This is a genomic window from Bacillus sp. PS108, from assembly GCF_037963335.1.
Lineage (GTDB): Bacteria > Bacillota > Bacilli > Bacillales > Bacillaceae > Bacillus > Bacillus subtilis.
Window position 1 is genome coordinate 820,379 of sequence record NZ_CP150155.1, and the last position, 12,686, is coordinate 833,064.

The window sequence follows — 12,686 nt, forward strand, 5'->3', positions numbered from 1 at the left end:
TAGAGTGTTTTATGTAGACATATAAAGCGGGAGGTTATGAACCATGGGGAAAAAAATTGCAGTTGTTTTGACAGATTACTTTGAGGACAGCGAGTACACTGAGCCTGCGAAAGCCTTTAAAGAAGCGGGACATGAACTGACTGTCATCGAAAATGAAAAAGGAAAAACAGTAAAAGGCAAGCAGGGAAAAGCGGAAGTGACGGTTGACGCGTCCATTGACGACGTAAACCCTTCAGACTTTGATGCGCTTTTGATTCCCGGAGGATTTTCACCAGACCAGCTTCGCGCTGACGATCGTTTCGTCCAATTTACAAAAGCGTTTATGACTGACAAAAAACCGGTATTCGCCATTTGCCACGGCCCGCAGCTTTTAATCAATGCGAAAGCGCTCGACGGCCGAAAAGCGACGGGCTATACGTCCATTCGTGTTGACATGGAAAACGCCGGTGCCGACGTTGTGGACAAGGAAGTGGTTGTTTGCCAGGATCAATTGGTCACTAGCCGCACACCGGAAGATATACCGGCATTTAACCGCGAGTCATTGGCATTGCTTGAGAAATAAGAAAAAACGGACGCTCTTGGGCGTCCGTTTTTTGTTGCTTAGGCTTGAGCACCTGTCAGTTTCTTGTACCTGTAATACAAGAAAGCAGCTGCAGCCGTTCCGATGACCGCAATGCCGAAGTCGAATATGAAAATATGAGCGATGCCCCCCGCTTTTGCGATAAGCCCTGTTGCAATCGGCAGCAGAATCGATGCAAGACTTGAAGCGGTCGCTACAATTCCGGTAACGGTTCCTTTTCGCTTCCAGAAAAGCTCTGTCATTAACGTAATGGTAATTTGAAACACACCCGCAGTTGAAAAGCCTAAGAAAAAGGCAGTGATGTCCAGCACAACTGGGATATGAACGGTCAGCATGACTGCGAGCGTACATAAAGTAATAATAGGATATAAGAGCGTTATGAAGACAGGTTTGACCCATCTATTCAGCAAAACGGCTAATAATAAAACAGATGCCAGAGATCCTATACTATAATAGCTCAGCAATTGTACAGATGCTGATTCAGCTAAACCGGCTGCCTTTTGCGCGTAGCTCGGGAGCCAGATTTGAGAAACCGTAAATAAAGCCGTGGATGTAAAACCGATGATAATCAGTGCGGTGCCTTCCTTCTGAAAAACGGGTTCAGACAAGAAAACGGGAGATTCCTGTTGGCCGCTATTAGTTGGTTTCTTATGTTTTTTAGGAAACGAAAGCGTTGATAAATAAATAATATTCAGGAGATAGACCGCTGCCGGCAGATAAAAAGCAAATCCGTAAAACATGCTGTGGTCTGATAAAAATGTGATCAAAAGCGGCAAAAGTGCGGCCCCGACAGACATAAAGGCTTTGACCAAGACATTCGCCGAACCGGAAGCAGACGGAAAGAGCTCGGTTAGGGCCGGATATGTTCCGGCATCCATCGCTGAATTTGCGACTCCGGCTAATAAGGCGAACACAAACGCCAGCTCATAGCTCGGTGATAAAGGAATACCGACTAAAAAGACGGCCATAATTCCCGCAGAAGCGACAACAAGCGGCTTTCTGCCGATTTTATCTGATAGAACGCCGGAAATGCCGTATGTCAGCAGTTTGCCAAACCCGATAGCGGCAATGACATAACTGATGCCGGTCGGATCGGTATTCCACTGTTTTGTTAATGAAGACATATTGGATGCGAGAATGATGTTGACCATCCCCAGAAAGAAGTAGTTGATATACATTCCGGATGCTGTTTTGATAGATGTCGTTTGCATGCTTGTACTCCTTCAAATCTTATTCGAACACTTTGCTGTTTTGGTTTGGGGAAATGATAAAAAAGACTCGCCGAGTTTCCGGCCAGTCTCCATTATTTACGAAGCGAGGCTAATTCTTGAGCAATCGCCTGCATTTCACTTGGGCTGAATGATTCTTTTTTCATCACCATTCTGTGAAGGTACGTGAGGTCTTCAATCTTCTCATCACTGAAATCCTCCGCTTTGATTACGCCGACGTTCAGCATGTTCAGCTTTTGGGAAATCTCTTCAATCATTTGAGTTAATGTTTCTGTATTTGGGCTGGACAAAGGGTTCCATCCTTTCTATGCGCAATATAGGTATGTTTTATTCTAACAGAATTCCATCAGAAAAAAACCCTATTCTAAAAGCAGGCTGTTCATTCCAAAAAAGTGAAGACATCAGTTGAAAAGAAAATGAACATCCTACTAAGATATTCATGAAGGTTTCTTTTTAGAGAAATAGGGGCAAAGAATAGGGAGGTTGGACAACATGATAAGCGTGTTATTTGTTTGTTTAGGAAACATTTGCCGGTCTCCGATGGCGGAAGCGATTTTTCGGGACCTTGCAGCCAAAAAAGGATTAGAGGAGAAAATCAAGGCGGACTCAGCGGGAATCGGCGGCTGGCACATCGGCAATCCGCCGCATGAGGGAACGCAGGAGATATTGCGCAGAGAAGGAATCAGCTTTGATGGCATGCTGGCGCGTCAAGTCAGCGAACAGGATCTGGCCGATTTTGATTACATCATTGCAATGGATGCAGAAAATATCGGAAGTCTCAGAAGCATGGCGGGATTTAAAAACACCTCACATATCAAAAGGCTTTTGGACTATGTTGAAGATTCAGATCTTGCCGACGTTCCCGATCCTTACTACACAGGGAATTTTGAAGAAGTCTGCCAATTAATCAAATCGGGCTGTGAGCATCTCCTTGCGTCTATTCAAAAAGAAAAACAATTGTGAGTGAAAGGAGAATTTGCATGAACAACGAACGTTTAATGCTGAAAGGGATATTTCTCGGAGCTGCGGCAGGTGCGGCGTTATCACTGCTCCATAAGCCGACAAGACAGGCGTGCGGCATGAGATGGCTGACATGCAAGCATAAACTTTCACTGTATAAAAGCAATCCGGAGCTGTTAAAAAACACTGTTATCACAAAAGTGGATGAGGCCAAAAAGCTCGCCCAAACGCTTTCAAAGGAAGTCGACTTTGTGAACCAGCAGGTGAAAGAGCTGAAGAAAACAACGCCGCAAGTGATGGAACTCGTGCAAGAAACGAAAGAGCATTTTTCAAAAAAATGATCAAACATGCGAGGTGAGACGACATGAGTTTTTTGAAAGAGCTTTTCAGCAGATACACCCTTCATGAAGGACAAAGTAAATCAGCGGAGCTGGCGTATTTTTTTCTATTATCACTGTTTCCGTTTTTGATTTTTATGCTGACGCTCACCGCGTATCTTCCGCTTTCTACTGATGATGTTTTAGGAGTCATAGAACAATATGCTCCCGCCAGTGCGATGTCTCTCGTTGAATCCATTACCCATCAAACCTTAAATAATCGAAATGGCGGTTTGCTGTCATTCGGGATTATCGCCGCATTATGGTCTGCGTCTAATGGAATGAACGCGATCGTCCGGTCGCTAAACCACGCGTATGATGTGGAAGAAAACCGCTCTTTTATCATTGTTCGTCTAACCTCGATTTTTTTGACGATTGCCATGGTATTTACGATTTTAGTGGCTTTGCTTCTGCCGGTATTTGGCCGGGAGATTGGAAGGCTCGCTTCTGACTTTGTCGGCGCGTCGGATCTGTTTTTATCCGTCTGGGCCGCCATTCGCTGGGGTGTCAGCCCGCTTGTGCTTTTGATTGTTTTTTCCGCGCTGTATGTGATTGCGCCGAACAAAAAGCTGTCTCTCCGGTTTGTCATGCCGGGTGCGGTCTTTGCGACTATCGGCTGGATCATTGTCAGCACATTGTTTTCATTTTACGTCAGCACGTTTGCGAACTATAGCGCCACTTACGGGAGCATCGGGGGAATCATCGTTCTGATGATTTGGTTTTACTTGAGCGGCATTTTAATTATCCTAGGCGGAGAAATCAACGCTCTTTTACATAAACGTAAAAAGCTTCCTGATGAAAATCCCTACCAATAGCGCACCCTATAAACGAACTTCGGTTCAAAAAGAAGTCGGGGGGATATCGTGATGACCAAGCATACGAAAAAAGGCGGAAGCCATAACAAACAAAATTCGAAAAGCAAATCGAGCCATAAAACAAGCGGAAGCGCCAACGGACAAAACGGCTACCATTAGCATAAAAGCCTCCTGACATGATGTCGGGAGGCTTTTTGATTAAGAAGATGAAGAATAGGTTTCAGCCGGTGACCAGCTTTTCGGTTTGCCCAGCACAAGGGCCAGCCACACAGCGCTAAGCGTGAGAGTAATGAAGTAGAACAAGTTTGCGCTTTCAAATGTCTGCATATACCAGCCGCCGGCAACCGGGCCGAGGATGCTGCCGAGACTGAATGTAATGCCGCAAAGCAGGTTTCCCGCCGGCAGGAGGTGAGGCGGGAGAAGATCTGTCATATAGCTGATGCCAAGTGTAAAGGTTGATCCGACTGCCATTCCTGCAATAAAAAAGCAGCCGCCGATCACGTAAGGCGAAGGAAATACACCGGCGATGAAAAAGCAAAGAGCCCCAGTCAGCAAAATCACCAGCAGCACATTCCGCCTGCCGTATCTATCGCTGAGGATGCCGAGCGGAAACTGAAAGATAATGCTTCCAATCGCAAATGCGGGAAGGATGATCGCTACTGCGTCTACTGATATCCCCAAACGGAGCGCGTACACCGGAAAGCTTCCGTTCAGCGCCGTTTCCAGAAAGCCATAGCCAAATGTAGGCATAAAGGCAACCCACCCAAACAACATGGCCTGATAAAATCGCCTGAAACTATTGTCTGATTTGGTTTCATGAGGACTGGTTTCCGGGTATGCATTTTGTAGAAAGAAAACAAAAAGCCACGCAAACAGACTGATGCAGCCGGACACGATAAAAGGAAGCGACGGACTCAGTTTGACAAGCGGCACCATGAACGGGCCTGCGGCAAAGCCAAGGCCAAAGGAAAGCCCATAAATAGACAGGTTTCTTCCGCGATTTTGTTTTGATGACATGGAGGTCACCCACGTTTGCGTAGAAAAGTGAAGCATGTGGTCGCCGATTCCAATGAACAGGCGAAGCAGGAACCAAACCCAAACTGACTGAAGCCAAATAAATCCGAATAAGCTTAAAATGACAATGCTTCCGCCCATGACGATCAGTGGCTTGAACCCGAGCTTTCTGAGCGGCGCTTCCATAAACGGCGAAGCCAAAAGCACACCGATATACAGCCCGGTCGCGTGCAGGCCGTTGATAGCAGCGGATTCTCCATTTGTTTCAAAAATGATTGAAATGACAGGCAGTAGCATGCCTTGTGAAAACCCGGAAATGGATACGAGCAAGACAAGGATAAAGAAATGAAATCGTGACATCGTGTCAGTTCTCCTTATGTGGAATCTATGTTGATCGTACAATGTTTTCCAAAAGCAGGCAACCTGAAAAAAGCCTATATCACGCTATACATTTGCCCTCGTGTAATCATGAAGGTTTTTGTGAAGAATAAAAATAAAACAAGTCATAAAAAAGGAGCTATTTCACCATGAATCGTATCTTTTTTATTTTAGTGGCGGCCGGTGTTCCGCTTTCTGTGATTGGCAGTTTGATGCATTGGCCTTCCGCGGTTCTATTTGCAGTTTATTGCGTGACGATTATCGCGCTTGCAAGCTATATGGGGAGGGCGACAGAATCACTGTCCATCATTGCAGGACCGCGTATCGGCGGTTTGTTGAATGCAACCTTCGGGAATGCGGTGGAGCTGATTATTTCCCTTTTTGCATTAAAAGAAGGCCTGACAGGAATCGTGCTTGCCTCTTTAACCGGTTCAGTGCTGGGGAACCTGCTGCTGGTAGCGGGCCTATCGTTTTTTGTCGGCGGTTTAAAATATAAGCGGCAGGAATTTAATATCCATGATGCCCGCCATAACTCCGGGCTTCTGATTTTTGCCATCATTGTCGCCTTTGTGATTCCGGAGGTATTCTCTGTTGGTATGGGAAACGCCAGCAAGCTCAATTTAAGCATCGGCATCAGCATCATTATGATTCTGTTGTATGTGGCGGCGCTGTACTTTAAACTTGTCACGCATCGGGGCGTTTATCAGCCGAATAATGCCGCTCAGTCTGAAGAAGAGGAAGAGCCGGAATGGTCAGGGAAGGTTGCGACGATTGTCTTGTTTGCGGCAACGATTGTGGTTGCATACATATCCGAAAACCTGGTCCATACCTTTCACTCGGTTGCTGAACAGTTCGGGTGGAGCGAGCTGTTTATCGGGGTCATCATCGTGGCGATTGTAGGAAATGCGGCGGAGCACGCGTCAGCGATTATTATGGCCTTCAAAAATAAAATGGACATTGCGGTTGAAATTGCAGTCGGCTCTACGCTGCAGATCGCTATGTTTGTCGCACCGGTTCTCGTCATCTGTTCTATCTTTTTTCCGACAAGCATGCCGCTTGTATTTACATTGCCGGAGCTCGTCGCGATGGTATCAGCGGTTCTCTTGATGATCGCGATTTCGAATGACGGGGATTCCAACTGGTTTGAAGGGGCGACACTGCTTGCTGCATATGTCATTATGGCGATCGGCTTTTTCCTTCTTTAACCTGAAAAAATGATGGATAACAACAAAGCGGGATGAAAAGACTAAGGGAAAATGCCATAGAAAGAGTGATATGATGAAAAAGCTATTTCATTCCACACTTATCGTGTTGTTATTCTTTAGTTTTTTCGGTGTTCAGCCCATCCACGCGAAAAAGCAGTTTAAGGTTCCTAATTCTGTCGCAAGCATTTCAAAGGAAAACACGTATCCGAATGCTTCACAGGATCAGCCAATGCTTCAGCCGAGCAAGCTGGCAAAGGAATTGCTCGATCATTCTGAGGTGAAGATTGAAAATCCGCATCTCATCAAAATGCTGAATGAATCCAACATATCCGGCACACCGCTTGCAGTAGGGTACCGGGCGACAATATTTCTCGGGAAATGGGCGCTCGGCTATGAATCAAATGAAACAGTCGCAAACTGGGAATATAAAAAAATCAATACAAACCGTGCGGATAACCGCGGCGGGAAAGAAACGGCTGAAATGCATTATGCCCAGGAACAGCAGTACAGAGTGAAGGGCGGCCTCACAGCTAAAGTTCCAAATGCTGAAGATGTCAAAAGCATGATGATGCAAAAAGCAATGAAGAAAACGAACCTTCCGCTTGCATTTGAGACGGTCATCGGGGCTGGCACAAAACGGGATCAGATTTATAAAGTCGCTCCTAAAAAAATCGGTTATTTACATGCATATGCACCGGCTGTGAATGAAAAAGGAAAAGTGACTTACGGAGAAGTGTACTTAGTGCTGAAAGGAAATAAACGAAAACTCGTCGTGAAAAATGTCACGTCACAGGGCATCGGCGCGTGGATTCCGGTTCAAGATCATGTCACATTTGGCTTTCAGCTTTCCTCACTGCCAAGATAAATAAAAAACTGATTCCAACTCGGAATCAGTTTTTTTGTTTATTGGGTTCTCTCGATTCGGACCGCTTCCTCAAGCATTTGCACATTGTTTTGGTAGAGCTGGCGAACGAGAACCCGTCTGACTGCAAGGCTGGCACTGAAATAATCATCATCTTTCACCATGCCTTTAACCGTAAATTCGACGCCGCGATTGATTTTATTCAATGCGGTGATGCCGTGGATTTGAAACGGTTCTGTCGGATTGCCGAATTCATCCCGCTTCAATGAATCACGAAGCTCTTCATTCAGCATGTCACATGCCTCTTCCAACACGCTGTACACGCGGTCCGGATCTTCTTTAAAGCTGATAAGAAAGGATTCGGTAATCCGCATAAAATCAATATTATAGTTCTCTATTTGTCTGACCTCGCCGTTGCTGATGGTGAGCAGCTTCCCGCTCCATTCCCGGATTTGCAGCGAGCGGAGGCCGATTTCCTCCACTGTCCCGTTGAACAAGTTGTTGACGGTGACATAATCGCCTTTGTGCAGCTGGCGTTCATATATTAAGAACACACCAGCCAGCACATCTTTGATCAGCGATTGGGCGCCAAAACCGATCACGATACCTGCTACGCCCGCCCCGGCCAATATCTTGCCGAAATCATGCACAAATAAAGAAATAACGTAAAAGATAAAACCAATTGTCGCCGTATACTGGGTGACAGAACGGACAAGGCTTTCAATCGTTTTTTCCTTTTTTTCTTCAATAAAATCCGTCCGTTTAAAAAATAGCTGTACCAGCCGGTTGATGATAAAGACACTGATCCAAAGGATAACGGCAACGAGGAGAATATCGACGATTTTATTTTGAAAAACCTCCGTAAGTGTTTCTTTCATCCGCATCTAACTCCTGGCTTGACGTTTTGTGAAGTCTGTATCCTGATAATAACTGTTTTTGACAAGAACATTCGGTCCGAGGCACCGGACATTCGGGCAGTGGCAACTTAGTTCTTTCGCAAGCTTGGTCTCTCTCCACTTTTCATAGGCAGAAGGGAGGCTGTCCGTCTGAATGTTGCCAAGCGGCGGGGTATCACCGAAATCGGTCACGATAATGTTTCCGTCGAAAATGTTCACATTCAGGCGGGATCGGCCGTCAGGGTCATTTCGCACTGTGACGTTTTTCGCCGCGCGAAGCCGGCGAAGCAGCTTTTGGTCGTCTTCGTCCGGACTGCAGGCATAAAACGGCAGCGTTCCGAACAGCATCCACGTATTTTCATCACGAATATCCAGCAAGCGGTGAATGGCCTGTCTCATCTCTTTCAGGCTGAGGGATTCAAGAGCGCTTGCGAAATCGCTTGGGTACATTGGGTGGACCTCGTGACGCTGACATTTCATATCTTCTGTGATTTGGCGGTGAATATGCTCAATATGCGGAAGAGTTCGTTTGTTCAGCATCGTTTCCGCAGATACCATTACTCCGGCATCCACGAGCGTGCGGCTGTTTTCGATCATTTTTTCAAAATAGCGCGCGCGCTGTTCGAAGGTCGGTTTTCTGTCCATCATGGCAAAGCCGATTTCAGCAAAATCTTCAACTGTACCCCAGTTATGAGAAATATGTAGTACATCGAGATACGGAATGATCCATTCGTACCGCTCGATGTCGAGGGTCAGATTTGAATTAATTTGTGTCCGCACACCCCGTTCATGGGCATATTTCAATAAAGGAACAACATATTCTTTTACTGATTTCAACGAAAGCATCGGCTCTCCGCCTGTGATGCTGATGGATCTGAGGCGCGGGATTTCCTCCAGCCGTTTTAACAGAAGATCTATTGGCAGAGCATTCGGGTCTTTAGGCTGCAATGTATAGCCTACAGCACAATGCTCGCATCTCATATTGCACAGTGTCGTCGTTGTGAATTCAACGTTTGTCAGCTGCATGTCTCCGTATTGGTCAACATCCATATAGGCTTCCCAAGGGTCAAACTCGGGCGTAATCGGACGCAGCTTCGTGTTTTGTGTCATGACTATCTAACTCCTTTATAAATGGGCATACTAACGCTGCCAACAGTTAATTTTAGACCTGATTTGCCAAGATCGCAAGTAGCGCGGCGATTGAAAAACGGCAAAAAATGAGCTACCATAATAAAAAATGAATGGAGGAACAGAATGGGGAACGCCGTAAACAATAAAGATCAGCAGATTGATTATTTAAAGAACAGACTTGACATGTTTATGAACGTCATCGATTCATTAGACCCTGAAGCAACCGACGTTGAAGATATAGACAGGCTTATCAGTATGCTTGATGACCTGGAAGCCAAATACGAACGTTTTAAAAAAGATTGGGAATAAAACCGCGTGCCCGCCGCGGTTTTTTTATTGGCATAAAGCAACAGTATAAAACAAAGCCCCTATCTGTAAAATAAGAAAAAATGCAGAAGGAGCGCTGGCCATGAAGTGGATGTGTTCAATATGCTGCGCCGCCGTATTGCTTGCCGGAGGTGCAGCACAGGCGGAAGCGGTGCCGAATGAGCCGATTAATTGGGGCTTTAAACGAAGTGTCAATCATCAGCCGCCAGATGCCGGGAAGCAGCTGAACAGTTTGATTGAAAAATATGACGCGTTTTATTTAGGGAATACAAAGGAAAAAACGATTTACTTAACGTTTGATAACGGATATGAAAATGGCTATACGCCAAAAGTGCTTGATGTCTTAAAAAAACATCGCGTAACAGGAACGTTTTTTGTCACCGGGCATTTCGTAAAGGACCAGCCTCAGCTGATTAAACGAATGTCAGATGAGGGCCATATTATCGGCAACCATTCCTTTCACCATCCGGATTTAACGACAAAAACAGCTGATCAGATTCAGGATGAGCTTGATTCAGTCAACGAAGAGGTTTATAAAATTACGGGAAAGCAGGACAACCTGTACTTGCGCCCGCCGCGCGGCGTGTTTAGTGAGTACGTACTGAAAGAAACGAAACGCCTCGGCTATCAAACCGTTTTCTGGTCAGTCGCTTTTGTTGATTGGAAAATCAATAACCAGAAGGGGAAGAAATATGCCTACGATCATATGATCAAGCAGGCGCACCCGGGAGCTATTTACCTGCTTCACACTGTATCAAGGGACAATGCTGAAGCACTGGATGATGCGATCACAGACCTGAAAAAACAAGGCTACACTTTTAAAAGCATTGATGATCTGATGTTTGAGAAAGAAATGAAGATGCCGTCCTTGTAATGAGAAAAGCCTCTCCTGAAACGGAGAGGCTTTTCTTTATTTTATACATTTAATCAGTGCGGCCCAATCCAGATCTCCGAAGCCTTGTTCAATCCCGCTTTCAAAATGGCTCTTGGCCAGCTCGGCAAGAGGAAGATTTGCAGAAACCTGTTTTGCGGCGGCGAGTGCCAGGTTGGTATCCTTCAGCCCTAATGACATTTTGAAACCGGCCGGCTCAAATTTCTGCTCGGCCATGATGGTTCCGTAATTTTGGTAGACAGGGGAGCCGAAAAGCGCGCTGGCAATTTCTAAAAATTGTTTTTGTTCTAAGCCGTACTTCTCCATCATTAAGAAAGATTCAGATAACGCCTCCAGCATAGACACGAGTAAGAAATTGATGCTGATTTTCGCTGCATTTGCTATCTTGCTTTCTTCGCCGACGTCAAATATCTGCTGGCTCAGGCTGTCGAGCAGAGGCTTGGCAGCTTGCTTTGCTTCCGCCGGTCCGGCTGTTATGATACGGAGCGCGGCTTTGGCTGCGGCATCCGGTCTGCCAAGGACAGGAGCGGCGAGAAAAAATTGTCCTTTCTCTGCATGAGCCGCTGCGAGCTTTTCTGAGAACTCAACACTGATTGTGCTCATCGAGATGTGAATGCCGTTCTCTGCTAATCCTTCAAGCAGCCCGTCTTCTCCGAATGTCACGGTGCTGACAGAATCATCATCTGCAAGCATTGTGATGACAATATCAGCGGATTTTGCCGCCAGCCGCGGCGTATCAGCTGCCTGTGCGCCTTCTGTGACAAGGTCTTCTGTCTTTTGTTTCGTCCGGTTATAGACAGTCAATTCGTAGCCTGCTTGAAGAACATTTCGGGCAATGGGCTGTCCCATATTGCCGAGTCCGATGACAGCAATTTTCAATCTAATCACTCCCTGAATATTTTTTCCATTATAAACAATATGAACAGAATATGCATAGCGATCGGCTTACAACAAAAAAGAACAGCTGCTCGCTGTCCTCATTTAAAAATATTGAACCATCCTTTATGTACAAACCAAATCAGCATTCCAATCACAAGCGCGGCCATCAGGCCAAGTACAGCGAAATATCCGTATTTCCAATGCAGTTCCGGCATAAAGTCGAAGTTCATACCGTATACACCGGCAATAAAGGTGAGCGGGATGAAAATGGTTGATACGATCGTCAGTGTCATCATAATCGCATTCATCCGGTTTGAGTTTAGCGTCACGTAGCTGTCACGCAAGTCGGACGTCATGTCACGGTTGGATTCCACAATTTCAGACAACTTTAACAAATGATCATATATGTCGCTGAAGTAGGCTTTCGTTTCCCGCTGCTCTTTCACATGGTCAAGGCTTAAAATCCGATAGAGCAAATCACGCATCGGGATAATCGTCCGTCTCAAATGCAATAGGTCTGTTCTGAGATCAAACACCTCATTCATCAGCGTTCCATACGTTTTGTGGGGACGGCTTTCTTCAATTTCATTCAGCCGGTCTTCGATTTTATACACGAGAGGAAAATATTCATCAACAAGCTGATCCATGATCATATAAGAAATATGCCCGGGTCCTTTTTTCAATATGTCCGGTGAAGCATACAAACGCTCCCGGACTTTAGCGATACCGGGCGTTTCGTGTAAATGAAAGGTGACGACAAATTTTTCGCCTTGAAAGATATCGACTTCCTCCGTCTCAAGTGTTTCCTTATTCAGCGCATGAATCACGTAAAAACGATAGCCGTCATAATGGTCAAGCTTCGGCCGCTGCATATGCTGGAAGCAATCCTCAATGGCAAGCGGGTGAAAATGAAAAAAATCTCTCAATAACGCCGTTTCCGTATCCTCCGGGCCGTAAAAATCAACCCAGTACCATGCAATATCAGGCTGTTCCACTCGTTCGATCGGTATATTTTTCAGCAGCTGATGCTCTGTTGTGATTGCGGTAATGTTGATCATAAACAACCCTCCACCTGCCATTATATCATGCGGTCTTTATGAGAAAAGTATACGGTACTCTCTGCCTAATTCAAGCGGCATGT

15 protein-coding genes are annotated in these 12,686 nt (G+C 45.7%); 8 read left to right on the top strand and 7 right to left on the bottom strand.

Going from position 1 to position 12,686, the window contains the following annotated elements:
* Positions 1 to 43 precede the first annotated feature (43 nt).
* The gene (gene yfkM, locus NSQ16_RS04155; protein ID WP_015252557.1) at positions 44 to 562 is read left to right on the top strand and encodes a general stress protein 18; all 519 of its coding nucleotides are present in this window, start codon (positions 44 to 46) and stop codon (positions 560 to 562) included.
* A gap of 38 nt (positions 563 to 600) precedes the next feature.
* On the opposite strand, the gene NSQ16_RS04160 is transcribed toward yfkM, so the two are convergent.
* Together NSQ16_RS04160 and NSQ16_RS04165 are read right to left on the bottom strand one after the other, a co-directional pair.
* Complete coding sequence (locus tag NSQ16_RS04160) at positions 601 to 1,791, bottom strand: MFS transporter (protein WP_003233671.1); 1,191 nt, start codon at positions 1,789 to 1,791, stop codon at positions 601 to 603.
* A gap of 92 nt (positions 1,792 to 1,883) precedes the next feature.
* Positions 1,884 to 2,099, bottom strand: coding sequence for a DUF1128 domain-containing protein (locus tag NSQ16_RS04165; protein WP_003243712.1), 216 nt, complete (start codon positions 2,097 to 2,099; stop codon positions 1,884 to 1,886).
* Between the two features lie 202 nt (positions 2,100 to 2,301).
* Here NSQ16_RS04165 and yfkJ point away from each other — a divergent pair, with 202 nt between their 5' ends.
* The 3 genes from yfkJ to NSQ16_RS04180 are packed head-to-tail and all read left to right on the top strand — an operon-like array spanning position 2,302 to position 3,961.
* Positions 2,302 to 2,772, top strand: coding sequence for a protein-tyrosine-phosphatase (gene yfkJ, locus NSQ16_RS04170; RefSeq protein ID WP_019712686.1), 471 nt, complete (start codon positions 2,302 to 2,304; stop codon positions 2,770 to 2,772).
* Positions 2,773 to 2,789: 17 nt separating this feature from the next.
* On the top strand, positions 2,790 to 3,110 hold the full coding sequence (locus NSQ16_RS04175) for a hypothetical protein (RefSeq protein ID WP_003233665.1): 321 nt from the start codon (positions 2,790 to 2,792) through the stop codon (positions 3,108 to 3,110).
* Between the two features lie 23 nt (positions 3,111 to 3,133).
* Entirely contained in the window at positions 3,134 to 3,961 is an 828-nt protein-coding gene (locus NSQ16_RS04180) for a YihY family inner membrane protein (RefSeq protein WP_003233663.1), read from the top strand.
* A gap of 198 nt (positions 3,962 to 4,159) precedes the next feature.
* Here the strand turns inward: NSQ16_RS04180 and NSQ16_RS04185 are convergent, their stop codons facing one another.
* On the bottom strand, positions 4,160 to 5,335 hold the full coding sequence (locus tag NSQ16_RS04185; RefSeq protein ID WP_003233661.1) for an MFS transporter: 1,176 nt from the start codon (positions 5,333 to 5,335) through the stop codon (positions 4,160 to 4,162).
* Between the two features lie 167 nt (positions 5,336 to 5,502).
* Between NSQ16_RS04185 and cax the strand changes: the two genes are divergently transcribed.
* Together cax and NSQ16_RS04195 are read left to right on the top strand one after the other, a co-directional pair.
* Complete coding sequence (gene cax / locus NSQ16_RS04190; protein WP_003233658.1) at positions 5,503 to 6,558, top strand: calcium/proton exchanger; 1,056 nt, start codon at positions 5,503 to 5,505, stop codon at positions 6,556 to 6,558.
* 70 nt (positions 6,559 to 6,628) lie between these two features.
* Positions 6,629 to 7,423, top strand: a complete 795-nt coding sequence (locus NSQ16_RS04195) for a YfkD famly protein (RefSeq protein ID WP_003233657.1) — start codon at positions 6,629 to 6,631, stop codon at positions 7,421 to 7,423.
* A gap of 38 nt (positions 7,424 to 7,461) precedes the next feature.
* On the opposite strand, the gene mscC is transcribed toward NSQ16_RS04195, so the two are convergent.
* A complete protein-coding gene (gene mscC / locus NSQ16_RS04200) occupies positions 7,462 to 8,304 on the bottom strand; it encodes a mechanosensitive ion channel protein MscC (protein WP_003233656.1) in 843 nt (280 codons plus the stop codon).
* Positions 8,305 to 9,426 carry a radical SAM/CxCxxxxC motif protein YfkAB gene (gene yfkAB / locus NSQ16_RS04205; protein ID WP_003233655.1) on the bottom strand — a complete coding sequence of 374 codons (1,122 nt, stop codon included), beginning with the start codon at positions 9,424 to 9,426 and terminating at the stop codon, positions 8,305 to 8,307.
* Between the two features lie 144 nt (positions 9,427 to 9,570).
* On the opposite strand from yfkAB, the gene NSQ16_RS04210 reads away from it, so the two are divergent.
* Complete coding sequence (locus NSQ16_RS04210; protein WP_003223132.1) at positions 9,571 to 9,756, top strand: SE1561 family protein; 186 nt, start codon at positions 9,571 to 9,573, stop codon at positions 9,754 to 9,756.
* A gap of 100 nt (positions 9,757 to 9,856) precedes the next feature.
* On the top strand, positions 9,857 to 10,648 hold the full coding sequence (gene pdaA, locus NSQ16_RS04215; RefSeq protein WP_014479173.1) for a delta-lactam-biosynthetic de-N-acetylase: 792 nt from the start codon (positions 9,857 to 9,859) through the stop codon (positions 10,646 to 10,648).
* 36 nt (positions 10,649 to 10,684) lie between these two features.
* Here the strand turns inward: pdaA and NSQ16_RS04220 are convergent, their stop codons facing one another.
* Positions 10,685 to 11,545, bottom strand: coding sequence for an NAD(P)-dependent oxidoreductase (locus tag NSQ16_RS04220; RefSeq protein WP_003233652.1), 861 nt, complete (start codon positions 11,543 to 11,545; stop codon positions 10,685 to 10,687).
* A 98-nt stretch (positions 11,546 to 11,643) separates the two neighbouring features.
* Positions 11,644 to 12,603, bottom strand: a complete 960-nt coding sequence (corA, locus tag NSQ16_RS04225; protein WP_003233650.1) for a magnesium/cobalt transporter CorA — start codon at positions 12,601 to 12,603, stop codon at positions 11,644 to 11,646.
* Positions 12,604 to 12,686: the final 83 nt, after the last annotated feature.

What these genes read in the sequence shown, in the direction of transcription:
- yfkM (WP_015252557.1), top strand. Translation starts at nt 44, where the DNA reads ATGGGGAAAAAAATTGCAGTTGTTTTGACAGATTACTTTGAGGACAGC.
- NSQ16_RS04160 (WP_003233671.1), bottom strand. Translation starts at nt 1,791, where the DNA reads ATGCAAACGACATCTATCAAAACAGCATCCGGAATGTATATCAACTAC.
- yfkJ (WP_019712686.1), top strand. Translation starts at nt 2,302, where the DNA reads ATGATAAGCGTGTTATTTGTTTGTTTAGGAAACATTTGCCGGTCTCCG.
- NSQ16_RS04175 (WP_003233665.1), top strand. Translation starts at nt 2,790, where the DNA reads ATGAACAACGAACGTTTAATGCTGAAAGGGATATTTCTCGGAGCTGCG.
- NSQ16_RS04180 (WP_003233663.1), top strand. Translation starts at nt 3,134, where the DNA reads ATGAGTTTTTTGAAAGAGCTTTTCAGCAGATACACCCTTCATGAAGGA.
- NSQ16_RS04185 (WP_003233661.1), bottom strand. Translation starts at nt 5,335, where the DNA reads ATGTCACGATTTCATTTCTTTATCCTTGTCTTGCTCGTATCCATTTCC.
- cax (WP_003233658.1), top strand. Translation starts at nt 5,503, where the DNA reads ATGAATCGTATCTTTTTTATTTTAGTGGCGGCCGGTGTTCCGCTTTCT.
- NSQ16_RS04195 (WP_003233657.1), top strand. Translation starts at nt 6,629, where the DNA reads ATGATGAAAAAGCTATTTCATTCCACACTTATCGTGTTGTTATTCTTT.
- mscC (WP_003233656.1), bottom strand. Translation starts at nt 8,304, where the DNA reads ATGCGGATGAAAGAAACACTTACGGAGGTTTTTCAAAATAAAATCGTC.
- yfkAB (WP_003233655.1), bottom strand. Translation starts at nt 9,426, where the DNA reads ATGACACAAAACACGAAGCTGCGTCCGATTACGCCCGAGTTTGACCCT.
- NSQ16_RS04210 (WP_003223132.1), top strand. Translation starts at nt 9,571, where the DNA reads ATGGGGAACGCCGTAAACAATAAAGATCAGCAGATTGATTATTTAAAG.
- pdaA (WP_014479173.1), top strand. Translation starts at nt 9,857, where the DNA reads ATGAAGTGGATGTGTTCAATATGCTGCGCCGCCGTATTGCTTGCCGGA.
- corA (WP_003233650.1), bottom strand. Translation starts at nt 12,603, where the DNA reads ATGATCAACATTACCGCAATCACAACAGAGCATCAGCTGCTGAAAAAT.